Consider the following 16,590-nt stretch of genomic DNA (forward strand, 5'->3'; position numbering starts at 1 on the left):
GTCCAATCCTTGCTTTTTTAGGAAAGCTTCTTGATAGGAGAGAATCACAACTGTCCTTCCGAGTCAATCACACAATCTTATTGTTGGTGTCCAGGCGGGTATTTCACGAACAAGCCCTTATTAAGAGGGTTAGATGGTGAACCACAACCTGGAAGGCCCATTTATTCGGAAAGCGATTTGGGATTTTTTAGAGGTTCGAGAGTATTGCCGAGTCGTCGGCCACAAAATCTTCCCGCTGGGAATAAGGCCGGAAGGTCGAATACTTGGCGTCGAAAAATGCCGTCACCATGCCGATTGGACCGTTACGCTGCTTTCCGATAATGATCTCGGCTTCACCCTTTTTGGGGTTATCTTCACTCTTGTTGTACACCTCATCCCGATAAATGAAGATAATAACGTCAGCGTCCTGTTCGATTGCGCCGGATTCCCGTAAATCAGCAAGCTGAGGTCTTTTGTTAGGTCTTTCCTCGACTTTCCTGTTTAACTGGGATAAGGCGATGATCGGAATGTTAAGCTCCTTGGCCAACGCCTTCAAAGACCTGGATATGTCGGAGATTTCTTTTTCTCTGGAATCAGCTCTTGCCGGTCCTTTCATTAGTTGCAGATAATCTACGATAATCAGCCCCAGATCTTTCTCTTTTTTAAGACGACGAGCTTTTGCCCGGATCTCTAACGTGCTGATGGCTGGGGTGTCATCAACATACAGGGGAGAATCCGAGATACTGCCCACAGCCAGAGTGAGTCTCGCCCAGTCTTCCGGGGTAAGGAACCCGGTTCGTAAGCTCTTCAGATTCACTTTGGCCTTGGAGCAAAGTATCCTTAGGGCTATTTGCTCCTTACTCATTTCCAGGGAAAAAATTGCGGTTGGCTTAGCGGCGTCTGTCGCGGCGTTCATTGCGATGTTCAGCGCCAACGAAGTCTTTCCCATTGAGGGCCGACCTGCGACAATAATAAGATCAGAGTTTTGAAAACCTGCTGTCATCGAGTCCAGATCACGAAAACCGGAAGAGACACCGGTAATATTTTCTTTCCTCTCATACAGACTTTCAATCGTTTGGAAACTCGTCTTCATGAGGTCCTGGATGTGGTAGAAGCCAGTCCCTATCCTGGATTCCCCGACTCTGAACAGAATCTGTTCAGCTTCATCGAGAAATTCATCCACATCCTGCTGTTCATCGTAGCATCTGGTCGATATTTCGGTAGACGCTGATATGAGTTGCCGGAGGATGGACTTTTCTTTGACGACTTTGGCGTAATGAATAATGTTTGCAGCGCTTGGTACTGCATCGATCAGCTCCATTAAAAATAAGGCGCCACCGACATTCTCGAAAACACCCTTTTCTTTTAGTCCGGATGTGAGTGTTATGAGATCAACCGGTTCGTTTTTGTTGAACAGGTCAACAATTGCGTAGAAGATGTTGCGGTGAGCTTCTCTGTAGAAATCTTCAGGAGAGAGTGTAGCTAGAACCTTGGGGACGGCGTCATTATCGATAAGTAATCCCCCCAGTATGGCGCGTTCGCCTTCGAGAAACTGGGGGGGAGTCTTCATATGCGCGTTACTGTCCTGCGCCATCCTTCGATGAGCCCTCTGGGGTAACCACTACCTTAAGTGTGGCTATGACTTCCGGATGTAATCTAACAGAAGCGGAGTACTCACCTATACGCTTTATAGGTTCGGACAACGAGATTTTCCTTCTGTCGAACTCATAGCCTTGCTGGGCAAGAGCTTCTGCGACGTCCGCGTTAGTTACTGAACCAAACAAACGAGCGTCCTGGTCTCTGGATTTTCGGACAAAAGTCAGGACAACAGAGGAAATGCCCTCCGCCTGAGTTTCTGCAGCGCCTCTGGCTTTAGCGAGCTTTTTCTGTTTTGCCTCGATTAGTCCCTTGTAGAAGTTGAGATTCTTGTCTGTGGCCAAACAAGCCAGTTTTTTCGGCAAAAGATAATTCCGGGCGTAGCCGTCCTTCACTTTTACAGTCTGGCCGACCAAACCCAAGTCTTCAATATGATCAAGTAATATTACATTCATGGCTCATACTCCGTTACAGAAACTAGCGTCTGGGCACGGTGAAGGGCAGAAGCGCTATGTTTCTTGCTCTCTTGATAGCGGTAGTCAACTGTCTCTGATGTTTAGCGCAATTCCCGGAAATTCTTCTTGGGACTATCTTCCCGCGCTCGGTAACAAAAATCCTCAGAAGGCTTGGATCCTTGTAGTCCATTCGCAATCCGGAATCAGCGCAGAACCTGCAAACCTTACTCCTTGGGAAGGGGCGACGTTTCTGTGGTCTGTTATTCATAGTCCCTCCTCCTTGGTCGGGCTTTCGCTAGACGCGATATTCTCAGTAGATGCGGGCTCTTCAGCTACCAATTCCTCTGACGGCTGCGGCAATACCTCGGTTACTTCTGTTTCTTGAACCATCACATCTGTCAGGGCTTCGGCCGTCTCGGATTTCGCTTCTTCTGTCGGCGCTTCCGGGCTCGCCTCAGTGACTACGGCTTCTTTCTCGGCTTTGGCCTTAAAAGCCTCGAGATCAACTTCATCATCCAGTTTAACAGTCAGGTATTTCATGACGTCTTCAGTGATCTTGAACTGCCGTTCCAACTCGTTGATGAGTTGAGGCCCACTGACGAAATCGAAAAGGATGTATCGTCCTTTATCTTTTTTTCGGACCAGATAAGCTAGCTTCCTGGTCCCCCAGTCCTCGATCTTGATGATTTCCCCGGCGTGATCCTTTATTATAACGCTCAAACGCTCATTTAGCGCTTTCACGTCATCATCCGGCATGTCGGGATCGAGGACTATTAATGCCTCGTACCGTCTCATAGTAGCTCCTTTCGGCTATCAAGCCCTGTAAAGGGCAAGGAGGGTTAATGTGAAATTGGTAGATTACCTAAAAATGGATAATTGCGCAACTGTTTTTTGGGAGAGTGTTTGGAGGAATCGAAGTTTGGAACTCTAATATTCAGGGCGCCGAATGAATAATCCGACACATCCGAGATGCGTTTGCTAACGCTTCAGCATCTCCTTGCAGTCCACACAACGCCATACATTCTCGCGTATGAAGAAAAAAACTATCCCAACGGCGATGAAAATTGAACCGATGTAATAAAGCGCAGGTAAAGCGAACCTCATAAACCACGGAGCCTGATAAAAGTTGGTAAAGAAACCGTAACCGGCCATCAGACACAGGCCAAGCAAAATAATAACTACGCCTGCGGGAGCGGAAAGTATTCTCCGAGACGATTTTCTCATCACACCGCCGCAAACTCCGCATAATTTAACCTTGCTTGTCATACCGCTTTCCCCGATGGATACCGCAAACACAAATACCCCAAACTATGAGATATAGAAACATGTGAAATTATAAAACAGAATATCTTGGGTCCTGGAAGATTCAGGGTAGGATAAAGGGGGCCCTCAAAGTGGCCCCCAAGATGAACTTAAACGCCAAGGAATTTGACGTAAGGATTACCGAAAAGAAGAATCAGCGCAACGACAAGCGCGTAAATGGTCAGAGATTCGATCATGGCCAAGCCGATGATCATGGTGGTCAGAATACGGCCACCGGCTTCAGGGTTCCTGGAGGTGCCTTCGCAGGCTCCACCGATGGCGGTGCCCATACCGATTCCACTACCAATAGCGCCAAGACCGATCGCCAAACCGGCGCCAAGAACTGTCCACTGAATTATGCCTGCGGCCGCTGCGGTGATTTCACCGGCGGCGAAGGCCAAACCGGCGCAGAGACTAAGGGCGATTGTCATCAAACCAGCGATAAATACTTTTCTCATCAAATAAAAACCTCCCATGTTGTTGGAATATCAGTGAGCTTCTTCCAGAGATCCGGTTATGTACATCATGGTCAGCATGATGAACACGAGAGTCTGAATGAAAGAAGTGAACACTTGCAAAAACATCATTGGCAAAGGAACCAGATAAGGCACAAGCATCGTTAGAATTATAATGGCTAGATCCTCGCCCATTATGTTTCCAAAAAGTCGGAAGCTCAGTGAGAGGATCCGGCTGAAATGCCCAATCAGTTCGATTGGAAGCATCAATGGAATCAACCACGGTACGGGTCCAAGAAAATGTTTGATGTAATGGGTTCCGTGCGCCTTGATCCCAACATAATGAGTCGTAAAAAACGCAACAAGCGCCAATGCCAGCGTCGTGTTGAGATTATTGGTAGAAGATTGGAACCATGGAATTATTCCGATCAGGTTACACGTTAAAATGAACAGAGCTAAAGACGCTATTAAAGGAAAATAGTGTCTTCCATGTTCGCCCATGGTCTGAACGACTATGTCTTCGAGGGTCGATACGATAACCTCCCAGAAATTCTGGCCGCCTCTCGGAATCATCTCAAGTTTGTTCTTCACAAGGACAGCGGCTACCACGAGGATAATCATAACAAGCCAGGTGTTCAGAACGTTGTTGATATCGGCGTGAGTAACTCCCTGACTCTCAAAAAAATGCCCCATCGAATGCAATAAAGGATTTGCGACGGCGTCAGTAAACACAGGCGGGTGAATGCTAGCTGACATTTATTAGACCTCCTTCGGCCTCCTATTCGATATATAGATTAGCGTCAACATTATAAAAAGTCCGGCCGGGACTACAGACAGCCCGGTGATAAGTCCGACCGGATCTACTTTTTCAAATTTTATCAGACAAAAAAGGCAGACCGCCAGTAAAACAAGTCTTAAATAGAAGCCGCCCATCATTGTAACCATAGCGCGACCCTTGTTAAGAAAATCCGACTTCTTGATCCGGCGAGCTGAAAGCCATGCGTTCAGTAAAACCAGACTGCCGCCTGCGGCATATCCCAGAGTGAATCTCATAGGCGCGAACGCAAAACAGGCGATAAAACCTGCAAAAAAAACAATCCCTGACAGGAGAAACCAGATCTTAGGGATTTTTTGAAAGTCCATTCGTCCGCCCCGAATGTTGGGTTCGAAGTTGTTTTCGAACCTCAATCCAGACATTTCGGCTCGCAGCCGCTATTCCAAGAAGAAAAAATATAATACTTAAATATGGAAATGTGCCGAACTTTCCATCCAACCAGTATCCCAGAGCAGCCCCGATCAGGATAGCAAAAACAATCGACGCGCCTAATTGAAGGCCATCTCCGACTAGCGTCCAGGTTGTTTGTATGTTCTTCACTAGAGTTACTTTGGTTACCAGATGAGGACTGCTTTTGTCAACAACGTTATGCCCGGGAGGCTTCAAAAAAAGCGTCCGTGACAATTCCAGCAGGCTCACTTCATTTAACAACAATTCCCTGAAGCTATCCAGAAAATTCTCCCCTCAGCGTTGAAATTGTTAGTTTTGTTGACGGTATTTGGCTCCGGTGATAAGCTGAAACCATTATTTGCGCTTCATTCATGACTTTGGCGCTTCTTTTTCATAACTCCCTAACATTTCTTTTTTTCTGCGTTCTATAAGAGACGCGATGAGCCTGTCACAAAAATATAACCTGGGAATTACGGCTCGGGTAGTTGAAGAGTTTCTCACTTCAAAGCTGCCGATAATTTTCATAATTGGGTCACTCCTGGCTGGCGCGGCAGCGCTTATAGTGACTCCCCGCGAAGAAGACCCGCAAATCGTGGTGCCGGTTATTGATGTCATGATCAATTTCCCGGGCGCGTCCGCTCATGAAATTGAAAACCTTGTAACAATAAACCTTGAACGCAAACTGTGGGAAATTGATGGGGTTGAATACATTTATTCCTCATCCAGACCAGGGGGGGCAGTTGTCACTGCCCGTTTCTATGTCGGTCAGGAGAGAGAAAAAAGCATTCTAAAGGTTTACAGCAAGATAATGGCGTATACCCCGGACGTGCCTCCCGGGGTTACAGGATGGGTCATCCGGCCGGTTGAGATAGATGACGTCCCTATAGTCACTTTTGCCTTATACAGTTCGGCCTATTCCGATTATGAACTGAGAAGAGTCGCTGACGAGATAATACATCGACTGCAAAGCATTCCGGACACCGGAAAGACCTACGTGGTCGGGGGACGGGAAAGACAGATAAGAGTCCTGCTCCAACCGGAGAGGATGTCTGCAAGGCACGTCGCTCCATTAGACTTGGTTCGTTCCCTCAAAGGCGCAAACGTAAATTTGCTTGCCGGATCCATGGACATACTGGACAGGGAAATTATTGTCGAAGCCGGTCCATTTATCAAATCCGCGGATGAAGTCAGTAGCCTTGTCATTGGAATAGACCAGGGCAAACCTGTTTATTTCAGGGATGTCGCTGAAATAATTGATGGGCCGGCGGAAGTCACTTCGTATACGAGCCTTACTTTCGGGGCTGGGGCGCATGCGGACCCTGAAACTCGTAACTTGCCTGGGGCCATTCCAGGGAAAACTTACAATCAGGTCACGATTGCGGTAGCCAAACGCAAGGGTACTAACGCCGTTCAGGTTGCCGATGGACTCATAAGGAAGTTCGAGGATCTAAAGAAAGATGTAATCCCGTCTGATATGCGCTTTCTAGTCACGCGCAATTATGGGAAAACAGCCAATGACAAGGTAAATGAACTGGTCAAACATTTACTGATAGCGATTGTAAGCATTATAGCGCTCCTGACAATAATGTTGGGCTGGCGAGAGGCCATGATCGTGGCTCTTGCCGTTCCGATGACACTCTCTGTTACACTTCTCGCTAATTATCTGTTCGGTTATACGATTAACAGGGTAACCCTCTTCGCTCTGATCCTGTCACTCGGGTTGCTCGTGGATGATCCCATTGTAGACGTTGAAAACATTCATCGCCATTTTAAGCTGAAGACCCATCCACCGTTAGATTCAACTATCCTTGCCGTGGATGAGGTCCGTCCTCCAACAATCCTGGCCACTCTGGCTGTTATAGCGTCGTTTCTTCCCCTGTTCTTTATCACCGGAATGATGGGCCCATATATGAGGCCAATGGCCATAAACGTTCCGATAGCCATGATGATGTCCCTGGCCGTAGCCTTTACTGTAACACCGTGGGCCACCTACCACGCTTTACGAAAAGAATACGACCGTAAATCCGAACCTTATGATTTCAAGAGTGGAACAATTTACAAAACTTACCGGGCGATAGTGATCCCTTTCCTGGAAAGCCGCAGGAAGAGCCATTATCTCTTGGGCCTGATCGGGTTGGCGTTCATAGGATCCGTCGCCCTGGTCGGACTTAACCTGGTTCCAATGAAGATGCTGCCCTTTGACAACAAAAACGAATTTCTTATCCTCGTAGATATGCCGGAAGGAACCACGCTGGAATCAACAGATAAGGTAGCTCGGGATGTTAAGCTATACCTGGCTTCCGTCAATGAGGTTAGGGACATTGAAACCTTTGTTGGGGTCGCGTCGCCTATGGATTTCAACGGAATGGTTCGCCAGTATTATCTGCGAGATGGCCCCTATCTGGCGGACATAAGGGTAAATCTGATCGACAAGGAGGATCGGCAATTCCAGAGTCACGCAATAGCGTTGAGAATTAGACCGGCAATAGAGGAAATTGCTCGCAAGTGGAACGCAAACATAAAACTGGTGGAAGTTCCACCGGGTCCTCCGGTGTTTTCAACGCTGGTAGCGGAGGTTTACGGGCCGCCCGAAGCGTCCTACGATGAAATTGCGGCTCTGGCCAAACGTGTAAGAAAGCTCATGGAAGAAACGACTGATGTCGTTGATGTAGATGACTCAATTACAGCCCCTCAAACGCAATACAATTTTTTGGTTGATCGGACAAAGGCCGGTCAGCACAGTCTAACTGAAGATCAGATCGCTCAGTCCGCAAAAATCCTTTTGGGTGGGGAATCTCCGTCAATAGCCCATTCCAACAAGGAGAGAAATCCCCTGGAGATAAATCTTCGCCTCCCCCAAGCGCTTAGGTCCCGGATACAGGACATGGGCTCGATCAAACTTAAAGGCTCCGATGGCTCAATGACGCCTTTTGCGGAACTTGGATCGATTGAGAAAACAACCCTGGATAAAACCATATTTAGAAAAAACTTGCACCAAGTAGTCTATGTAGTTGGAGACACAGCGGGTCTAAGTCCGGTCAACGCTATCCTCGAACTGACTTCATCCACAAAACAACTCAACATTCCCAAAGGTTACGAAATAAATTGGGCGGGTGAGGGAGAGTGGAAAATAACTCTTGATGTATTCCGGGATCTGGGAATAGCGTTTTTCGTCGCATTGGTATTGATCTATGTTCTACTCGTGCAGCAGACAGAGTCTTTCTCCGTGCCTCTCGTTATAATGATCGCCATCCCACTTACGCTTATTGGCATTTTGCCGGGATTCGCCATACTTAACATCCTGTTCGCTTCTCATATAGGAAAATACACGGACTCTATTTTCTTTACCGCCACCGCAATGATAGGAATGATAGCTCTCGCGGGGATTGTTGTCCGAAATTCCATAATTTTGATTGATTTCATCCATGTCAGGGTACGGCAGGGAGTTGATCTCAAAGAAGCTATAATCGACTCAGGAGCAGTTAGGTTTACCCCCATTCTTCTAACTGCCGGCGCCGCGATCTTCGGCGCTTGGGTCATCACTCTTGACCCCGTCTTTTCGGGGCTCGCATGGTCGTTCATCTTTGGAGCGTTTGCGTCAACCATATTTTCTCTGGTTATCGTTCCCGTAGTCTATTATCTGATCTATTCCGGCAAGGTCGGTTCGCACGGCCCAGACGCGTCAAAAACCGATTAGCTTTCCTGAGGACTGGAACCCTTGGGTTACATGTTTTGATCCTTCTGAATTTCTACAAATCCCGTCGCATCTGTTTGATAGAGACCGATAGAGGTCTGTAGAAATAAAACAGGGGAAAGGCGCCATACATGATCAAAGAAAAAATTCAGGACGAATTCAATAAACAGATTAATGCTGAGACCTATTCTTCTTATCTTTACCTTTCAATGGCGGCATATTTCAGTTCAATCAATTTGCCCGGTTTCGCCAACTGGATGAGGTGTCAGGCTCAGGAAGAGCTTATACATGCAATCAAGTTTTTTGATTTTGTCAATGAGCGCGGCGGAGATGTGACCCTTACAGCAATTGATGGGCCGCCGACCAAATGGGGCTCACCGTTGCACGTATTTGAAGAAGCTTACAAGCATGAGCAGAAAGTGACATCTCTGATTAACAATCTTGTTGACCTTGCCATGGCTGAAAAAGACCACGCCTCTGTCACGTTTTTGCAATGGTTTGTCAACGAACAGGTGGAAGAAGAGTCTTCAGCCTATGATGTGGTTCAGAGGCTTAAACTGGCGGGAGATCAAGGTGGTGGTATGTTCATGATAGATCGGGAACTTGCTACAAGAACTTTCGTATATCCCACAACAGCTACTACGGGGGCGTGAAAAACCACTTGCCCTGTAAAAGTGTCAATTCCGGCGCCTCAATTTCTGTCAGGCGCCGATTTTGGTCGTCTACAGATTTAACAGGAGGAAAGAATGACTGAAGTCAAAAACCCAGCTCTTGGAATGCTATCAGCCGCTCTCGAGAAGGAAAAGAAAGGTCGGGAATTTTATAAAAAAGCTTCTGAAAACTGTGTCAATCCGCTTGGAAAAGACATATTCAGGAATCTCATGATTGACGAAGGCGCTCATATAATAAGAGTAAAGGAAATTTTTGACACCCTTTCAAAGGGCCAGGGATGGAATACAGACTGGAAAAGGCACAAAGTTGAAAATGAAGATCTCCGGAAATTGTTCAGAAAAAGAATAGAATCATTAGGCTCCCGCGTCGATGGTGACAATTCGGATATTGAGGCCCTTTCAATAGGTATAGAGATGGAACAGGGCGCAATAAGTTTTTATGAGGAGCAGCTTGCTAAAGCGACGGACCCTATAGAAACGGAATTCGTTAAAGTGATGATCAGTGAAGAAAGAGGACATTTCGGCGCGTTGGAGGATCTGAAACTGTATTTTGAAAACCCTGAATCCTGGTTTACGGAGAAAGAGCGGGGTCTCCTGGAGGGCTAAGAACTATATTACTTTTGTCGATGTAATTACTCGTAAATGTTTTTGATTCACAAATAAATTGGTCAAATTAAAACGCTTCTCAAGTAGGGGCTTTAAATGAAATCAGATCGGCAGAGGTGGAATTCTCGTTACTCTGGCGCCATGGAAAAAATTCCTCCTCCCGATCAATTGTTACTTGAATCCCAGCATCTGCTAAAATCAGGCAGAGCCCTTGATTTGGCTTGCGGGCTGGGCTCTAATGCTGTGTTCCTGGCCGAACGTGGTTACTGGGTTGACGCGTTGGATACCAGCATTCAGGCCCTGGGACGACTCCAAAAAGAGATCAGGGAGCGAAAACTGACAATAGGGCCGGTTTTGACTGACCTCGATTATTATCCGGTGCGTTCAGGTTTCTATGACCTGGTCGTAATATTTTACTTCTTTTCAAAAGGCCTTATGGGGAGGATCAAATCAAGTTTGAAGCCCGGCGGATTGTTGATCTATGCAACTTTCAATTATCGGCATTTGAACTTGAGTCCCGGGTTCTGTACCGATTATCTGGTTCCTGAAGAAGGCCTTGCGCAATTTTTCCCCCACCTCGAAACGATAATGTCTGTTGAAAATTCTGGGGACAAAGGAAACGTCAGTCAGTTCATCGGCAGAAACATTTCCCGTATCAATCCTTAAAGAGGGCCTGAAATGGATCATCAAGAAACGGAACACGCCAAACTGAATGAAGACCGGCGATGGCGACTGGTGAATAGAACCATGAGGTTGCATGGACATCAACCAGACGCTTTGATCGAAACACTCCACGCCGTCCAGGAGTCATTCGGTTTTCTTGACCCTGACTCTCTGAAGTATGTGGCGGAGTCTCTACATCTGCCGCTAAGCCTGGTCTATGGGGTTGCGACATTCTACCACTTTTTCACGCTCAAGCCCCCTGGGGAGCATACGTGCGTCGTTTGTCTCGGAACAGCCTGCTACATAGCGGGATCGTCAAACATGATAAAAACAGTAGAGAAGAAAATTGGGATAAAGCCGGGTGAAACGACCCCCGATGGGAAACTTTCTCTCTTGACCGCCCGTTGCATGGGATCATGCGGGCTTGCGCCGGCTGTGGTGTTTGACGGCGATGTCCACGGCAGGATGTCTTCAGACTCTTTGCTCGAAGGCATCAGGAGGCTCATTAATCATGACGATTGAAGAATTACAAGACATTGCGAAAATAGAAAAGGACAAACGGCAGGGATTCAAACATCGTATCCACGTGTGTGTCGCCGCGGGTTGCCTTTCCTGCCAGAGTGGACTCGTCAAGGAAGCCTTAGAAAAAGAAGTTGCCCGTCGTGGACTTGAAAGCTGGGTTTTAGTCAAGGGGGTGGGATGCCTGGGCCTATGCACCGCAGGTCCCATGGTGGTCATCGAACCCGATGGCGCAACATACCAGGAAGTTGCAGTCTCCGACGTATCAGACATCCTTGAGGCCTTGGGGGGAGAACCGGTAAGCCGCTTGGATTGTTCAGCCCACCTGCCTTTTTTTGCCAGACAAAAAAAGATCGTACTTGAGAATTGCGGTCGAATAGATCCCGAGAGCATTGAGGACTACATAGCTGAAGGTGGCTATGAAGCGCTATACAACTCTTTGAGGATGATGACTCCCGCAGCGGTTATTGAACAAATTTCCAAGAGTGGCCTTCGGGGTCGAGGAGGAGCCGGTTTCCCAACCGGACTTAAATGGACTGCTGTTTCCAAGACCAAGAACAATGTCAAATTCGTCGTATGCAACGCTGATGAAGGTGATCCTGGCGCCTTCATGGACCGTAGCGTTCTCGAAAGTGACCCTCACAGGGTTCTAGAAGGTATGGCCATAGCTGGTTTAGCCGTCGGAGCCCATTATGGGTTTGTTTACGTCCGGGCTGAGTATCCACTGGCGGTAAAAAGAATCAGGACGGCCATAGCCAGAGCCGAAAGACTCGGGCTGCTGGGTCGCAACATATTCAATACGACTTTCAGTTTTGAAGTGAATGTCCGGCTGGGCGCCGGAGCCTTTGTTTGCGGTGAGGAAACGGCTCTTATGGCAAGCATAGAAGGCCGCAGAGGAAGCCCCAGGCCAAAACCACCCTTCCCTGCCGAACTTGGACTCTGGGGTTACCCTACTTTAATCAACAATGTTGAAACATTCGCCAATGTCCCTCCGATTATTCAAAAAGGCGGCTCGTGGTTCGCTTCCATCGGGGTTGACAAAAGCAAGGGCACCAAGGTTTTCGCTCTTGCCGGCAGAGTAAAAAATACCGGATTGATTGAGGCCCCGATGGGCACGACTTTACGGGAGATTATTTTTGATATCGGTGGAGGCATCACTGGTGGCAGAAAATTCAAAGCCATACTGACGGGTGGGCCCTCTGGGGGGTGCATCCCATCACAATTCCTGGACATGAGCATGGATTATGAATCCCTTGCTCAGGTAGGGGCAATCATGGGGTCCGGCGGACTGATAGTGATGGATGAAACGTCATGCATGGTAGATGTGGCCAAATTTTTTATTGAGTTTTGCATGAGCGAATCCTGCGGTAAGTGTGTCCCCTGTCGTGTCGGCACAGTGCAGATATACAATCTTTTGAGAAGAATTACACAAGGCGACGGTAAACCTGAAGATATAGCTTTGCTTGAAGAACTTTGCGACCTCGTCAAAAGCACAAGCCTTTGCGGCCTAGGTCAGACGGCGCCCAATCCGGTTCTGAGTTCCATGCGTTATTTCATGGATGAATACAAAGCGCACATTGAGGATAAAGTGTGCCCTGCCGGAGTCTGTCACATGGAGAAATCACAATGAGATACCCGGCTTTTTTGCAAAGAGTCGCTGATCTTGCGGATGTCCAGCCCGCAAGAGTATTGACCTTCAGCATCAACGGCCAGATGGTGAGCGCCCGGGAGGACGAAACCATCCTTACCGTGGCCCGCGAAAATGGGATCGCCATTCCAACATTGTGTCACCTTGACGGCTTATCCGAACGTGGGGCTTGCAGAATCTGCATAGTAGAGATAACGGGTTCTCCAAAACTGAGCCCCGCCTGTGTAACCCTTGCGCGCCAGGATATGGAAGTGATCACAAACTCGGAACGGGTCATGGATTATAGAAGGAAAATCCTGGAACTTCTCTTCGCTGAACGAAATCACGTGTGTTCTGTTTGCGTTTCCAACGGTCACTGCGATCTTCAGGCCCTAACTATCGAATTGGGCATGACCCATGTCCATTATGAGTATTTGCACTCTAAACACGTCGTGGACGCCTCCCACGACAGATTTTCCGTGGATCATAATCGCTGTGTCCTGTGCCAGAGGTGCGTGCGGGTTTGCGACGAAATAGAAGGGGCGCACACATGGGATGTCATGAGTCGGGGTTACCTTTCGACAGTTATTACAGACCTGAACCAGCCATGGGGAGAATCGAGCACATGCACAGGATGCGGGAAATGTGTGCAAGTATGCCCAACTGGGGCTCTATCGGAAAAAGGAAAATCCATCTCTGAAATGACTAAAAAGAGACAGTTTCTGCCTTATCTGAAGATGATGCGCGGAGAAGAAAAAACATGAATCGACTCAGACTCGCAACCGCATGGTTGGACGGTTGTTCGGGGTGCCACATGTCCTTATTGGACATTGATGAGAAACTTGTTGAACTCTCGGAAAAAATTGAGCTTGTGTACAGCCCTTTGGTAGATTTTAAGGTGATTCCGGAAAATATTGATGTCGCTCTTATCGAGGGCGCTGTAAGTTCCGAGGCTGACAGAGAAGAGATTTTCATTTTACGGGCCAGAAGCGCAATTCTTGTTTCCTTTGGTGACTGCGCCGTCACGGCTAATGTTCCCGGAATGCGCAACAAGTTCAGTTTGGAAGATACCTTGTCCCGCTCCTATGTAGAAAACGCCACCTTGGGGAAATGTATTCCCTTAGATAACGTACCGAAATTACTGGAATACGCGAAACCTGTCCACGAATACGTCAAGGTGGATTATTTCCTGCCTGGCTGCCCACCCCCGGCCGGCGTGATATTATCGACATTAACTGATCTCCTCAATGGGCGTTTACCGGCTATTGAGGGAAAAACACGTTTCGGAGCCTGATAACCGTGGAGAGCGTGACATGACCCAAACACTGCAGATTAAACCGATTACCAGAGTAGAAGGGCATGGTAAAATAACCATAACTCTTGATGATTCAGGAAGCGTTTCTGACGCCAAGTTTCATGTTACCCAGTTCCGAGGCTTCGAGAAATTCGTAGAAGGTCGGCCGTTCTACGAAATGCCTTCTTTGGTGGAAAGAATATGTGGTATTTGTCCGGTGAGCCACTCAATAGCTTCCGCCAAAGCCTGCGACTCAATCCTTGCGGTTCGGATCCCTGAACCAGCCAAGAAGTTGCGGCGTATTGTAAATTGCGGTCAGTTTATACAGTCCCATGCGTTGAGTTTCTTCCATCTTTCAGGACCGGACCTGGTTCTAGGATTCGATTCAGATCCCGAAAACAGAAATGTTCTGGGACTGGCCCAAAAACATCCCTCGCTAGTAATGGATGGAATCCATTTACGAAAAATTGGTCAGACAATCATCGAGTTATGCGCCGGGAAACGCATCCACCCGTCCTGGGTAGTGCCTGGTGGTGTAAACAGTCCCTTGAATGAACAAATTCGCGACGCAATCATGGGGCTGCTTCCTCAAGGCTTCGAGATCATTCATCGGACCTTGGACTGGTTCAAGGGAAACCTTGAAAAGTATAGGGAAGAAATTCGAACATTTGCGAATTTCCCTACACTTTTCGTGGCTCTTGTAAATGACCGGAACAATCTTGAACATGTTGAGGGGAAATTGAGATTTATTGATTCTAAAGGATTCAGGATTCAGGATGACGTGGCTCCTGATGATTATATGGACTATCTTGGTGAAAATTCAGAATCCTGGTCGTATCTTAAATCACCTTATTACAAACCATTAGGTTATCCTGAAGGCATTTACAAATCGGGTCCGGCAGCAAGGATGAATGTTTGCGATGGTTGCGGAACCCATCAAGCCGATCAGGAATGGGCCGAATTCAGAGGATTGGAGCGGGGCCCGGCATTGAGTTCATTCTATAATCATTACGCTCGGTTGATCGAGATTCTTTTTTGCCTCGAAACAACGGAACACCTTCTTGGCGATCCTCAAATACTGAGTCCTCACGTAAGATCCTTCGCTAAAAACAACGAGTTTGAGGGTATCGGCGTAGTTGAAGCTCCAAGGGGGATCCTTGTACATCATTATCGCGTCAATGAGCAGGGGTTGATTACATGGGCAAACATGATAGTAGCTACCGGTAATAATAACCTCGCCATGAATAGAGGAATCCTGCAAGTTGCAAGGCGCTTCCTTAAGGGCGACAATATAACAGAGGACGCTCTCAATCGAATTGAAGGATTAATCAGGGCTTTTGATCCATGCCTGAGTTGCTCTACACATTTGATAGGAGGGCTCAATCTTCAGATAGATCTTGCTGGATCCGATGGGGTTGTTCTTGACACAAAATATGTATAGAATCGGAGAAAACGTAATCATCGAATAATCAATGAAAATCATTTTGAATATAATCGTAGCGCTTCTTGTCCTTTCGAGTTCGCTCTTCACAATGGCAGATTTGAGAAGTGGTGAGCAAGATCAATCGCCGGCTAACCACACTGATTTTGGGGCCCAGAATTCTTTGATGATGGCTCCAACATACCAGGAAGGGGAATTTTCTTTCCCTTTGCTCCCTTCCTGTCCATTCGGTCCCGCTGTCCCTATTCCGCCATTGCCTGATCAGAGAGTGTCTCCCCAAAGACGCGATCTATCTATTGAGACCGCCAATGTGGCGGAAGGGATCGGCAAATACACCGGCATGATATTAATTCCGGCTGGACCTTTCGAAATGGGGAGCCCTGAAGAAACCGGAAGGCCCGATGAACGGCCTTTACATACTGTGTATCTGGGTGAATTTTACGTATCGAAATATGAAGTCACCAATGCTGAGTTCTGTAAATTTCTTAATAGAAAAGGAGAAATTTCCAGTAATGGCTTACCGAGTCTCAGAATTGGCGATCCATCATCTCCTGTCACAAAGGTGAATGGATTTTTTCAGCCAAAGCCGGGATTTGCTGATAGACCGGTAACTCATGTTTCATGGTATGGAGCTTCAGACTATGCCCTGTGGGCTGGGGGGCGCCTGCCTACCTCAGCGGAATGGGAAAAGGCGGCCTTGTATACATCAAAGAAAACTCCGGCCGATGATATTTCTCTCCCTACCCAGGAACAATCCACCCCAGTGTACCTGGCCACGCCGGGAGCTTTTGGCATCACGGGAATAGAAGGAAATGTTTGGGAGTGGTGCGCTGATTGGTACAGCCGTGATTACTATGCCTTGAGCCCGTCACAAAATCCTCTGGGCCCATCATTAGGCCAGGAAAAGATAATAAGAGGCGGATCATGGGCTGCTCCTCTCTCATCGAGAAGGATTAAAAACGTCCATAAGGCTGTTCCAAGAGGCTATTATCGGACGGTGGGTTTCCGCATAGTCAAGGACTAAAGCCCCTCGTTTTACCGTTTCAATGCTCTCGTTTAGACC

18 protein-coding genes are annotated in these 16,590 nt (G+C 47.6%); 10 read left to right on the plus strand and 8 right to left on the minus strand.

Annotated features, from left to right (window positions below):
* Positions 1-187 precede the first annotated feature (187 nt).
* From dnaB to WC647_14925, 8 genes are all read right to left on the minus strand, one after another.
* Positions 188-1,549: a replicative DNA helicase gene (dnaB, locus tag WC647_14890; protein MFA6223593.1), complete on the minus strand. Its 1,362-nt coding sequence runs from the start codon at positions 1,547-1,549 to the stop codon at positions 188-190.
* Positions 1,550-1,556: 7 nt separating this feature from the next.
* Positions 1,557-2,030 (minus strand): 50S ribosomal protein L9, encoded by a 474-nt coding sequence (gene rplI / locus WC647_14895; protein ID MFA6223594.1) that lies wholly within the window; start codon positions 2,028-2,030, stop codon positions 1,557-1,559.
* A 22-nt stretch (positions 2,031-2,052) separates the two neighbouring features.
* Entirely contained in the window at positions 2,053-2,298 is a 246-nt protein-coding gene (gene rpsR / locus WC647_14900) for a 30S ribosomal protein S18 (protein MFA6223595.1), read from the minus strand.
* Positions 2,295-2,825: a 30S ribosomal protein S6 gene (gene rpsF / locus WC647_14905; protein MFA6223596.1), complete on the minus strand. Its 531-nt coding sequence runs from the start codon at positions 2,823-2,825 to the stop codon at positions 2,295-2,297. Before rpsF ends, rpsR begins: the two co-directional genes overlap by 4 nt.
* A gap of 183 nt (positions 2,826-3,008) precedes the next feature.
* Positions 3,009-3,296, minus strand: a complete 288-nt coding sequence (locus WC647_14910; GenBank protein MFA6223597.1) for a hypothetical protein — start codon at positions 3,294-3,296, stop codon at positions 3,009-3,011.
* Between the two features lie 146 nt (positions 3,297-3,442).
* On the minus strand, positions 3,443-3,790 hold the full coding sequence (gene atpE, locus WC647_14915; GenBank protein ID MFA6223598.1) for an ATP synthase F0 subunit C: 348 nt from the start codon (positions 3,788-3,790) through the stop codon (positions 3,443-3,445).
* A gap of 30 nt (positions 3,791-3,820) precedes the next feature.
* Entirely contained in the window at positions 3,821-4,543 is a 723-nt protein-coding gene (atpB, locus tag WC647_14920; protein MFA6223599.1) for a F0F1 ATP synthase subunit A, read from the minus strand.
* Positions 4,544-4,546: 3 nt separating this feature from the next.
* The gene (locus WC647_14925; protein ID MFA6223600.1) at positions 4,547-4,930 is read right to left on the minus strand and encodes an ATP synthase subunit I; all 384 of its coding nucleotides are present in this window, start codon (positions 4,928-4,930) and stop codon (positions 4,547-4,549) included.
* Between the two features lie 521 nt (positions 4,931-5,451).
* On the opposite strand from WC647_14925, the gene WC647_14930 reads away from it, so the two are divergent.
* The 10 genes from WC647_14930 to WC647_14975 all read left to right on the plus strand — a co-directional run bounded on the left by WC647_14930 (position 5,452) and on the right by WC647_14975 (position 16,551).
* Positions 5,452-8,709, plus strand: coding sequence for an efflux RND transporter permease subunit (locus tag WC647_14930; GenBank protein MFA6223601.1), 3,258 nt, complete (start codon positions 5,452-5,454; stop codon positions 8,707-8,709).
* Between the two features lie 128 nt (positions 8,710-8,837).
* The gene (locus WC647_14935; protein MFA6223602.1) at positions 8,838-9,359 is read left to right on the plus strand and encodes a ferritin; all 522 of its coding nucleotides are present in this window, start codon (positions 8,838-8,840) and stop codon (positions 9,357-9,359) included.
* Positions 9,360-9,452: 93 nt separating this feature from the next.
* Complete coding sequence (locus WC647_14940) at positions 9,453-9,983, plus strand: ferritin family protein (GenBank protein ID MFA6223603.1); 531 nt, start codon at positions 9,453-9,455, stop codon at positions 9,981-9,983.
* 96 nt (positions 9,984-10,079) lie between these two features.
* The gene (locus WC647_14945; protein MFA6223604.1) at positions 10,080-10,649 is read left to right on the plus strand and encodes a class I SAM-dependent methyltransferase; all 570 of its coding nucleotides are present in this window, start codon (positions 10,080-10,082) and stop codon (positions 10,647-10,649) included.
* Between the two features lie 12 nt (positions 10,650-10,661).
* Positions 10,662-11,168 (plus strand): bidirectional hydrogenase complex protein HoxE, encoded by a 507-nt coding sequence (gene hoxE / locus WC647_14950; GenBank protein ID MFA6223605.1) that lies wholly within the window; start codon positions 10,662-10,664, stop codon positions 11,166-11,168.
* Positions 11,158-12,795 (plus strand): NADH-quinone oxidoreductase subunit NuoF, encoded by a 1,638-nt coding sequence (gene nuoF / locus WC647_14955; GenBank protein ID MFA6223606.1) that lies wholly within the window; start codon positions 11,158-11,160, stop codon positions 12,793-12,795. Before hoxE ends, nuoF begins: the two co-directional genes overlap by 11 nt.
* The gene (gene hoxU, locus WC647_14960) at positions 12,792-13,556 is read left to right on the plus strand and encodes a bidirectional hydrogenase complex protein HoxU (protein ID MFA6223607.1); all 765 of its coding nucleotides are present in this window, start codon (positions 12,792-12,794) and stop codon (positions 13,554-13,556) included. The genes nuoF and hoxU overlap by 4 nt, the downstream gene beginning before the upstream one ends.
* Positions 13,553-14,086, plus strand: a complete 534-nt coding sequence (locus WC647_14965; GenBank protein MFA6223608.1) for an NADP oxidoreductase — start codon at positions 13,553-13,555, stop codon at positions 14,084-14,086. Before hoxU ends, WC647_14965 begins: the two co-directional genes overlap by 4 nt.
* Before the next feature lie 19 nt (positions 14,087-14,105).
* Positions 14,106-15,527: a Ni/Fe hydrogenase subunit alpha gene (locus WC647_14970; protein MFA6223609.1), complete on the plus strand. Its 1,422-nt coding sequence runs from the start codon at positions 14,106-14,108 to the stop codon at positions 15,525-15,527.
* A gap of 31 nt (positions 15,528-15,558) precedes the next feature.
* The gene (locus tag WC647_14975; protein MFA6223610.1) at positions 15,559-16,551 is read left to right on the plus strand and encodes an SUMF1/EgtB/PvdO family nonheme iron enzyme; all 993 of its coding nucleotides are present in this window, start codon (positions 15,559-15,561) and stop codon (positions 16,549-16,551) included.
* The last annotated feature ends 39 nt before the right edge of the window (positions 16,552-16,590 follow it).

This window comes from Desulfomonilaceae bacterium, from assembly GCA_041662605.1.
Taxonomy (GTDB): Bacteria; Desulfobacterota; Desulfomonilia; order Desulfomonilales; family Desulfomonilaceae; genus CAJBEZ01.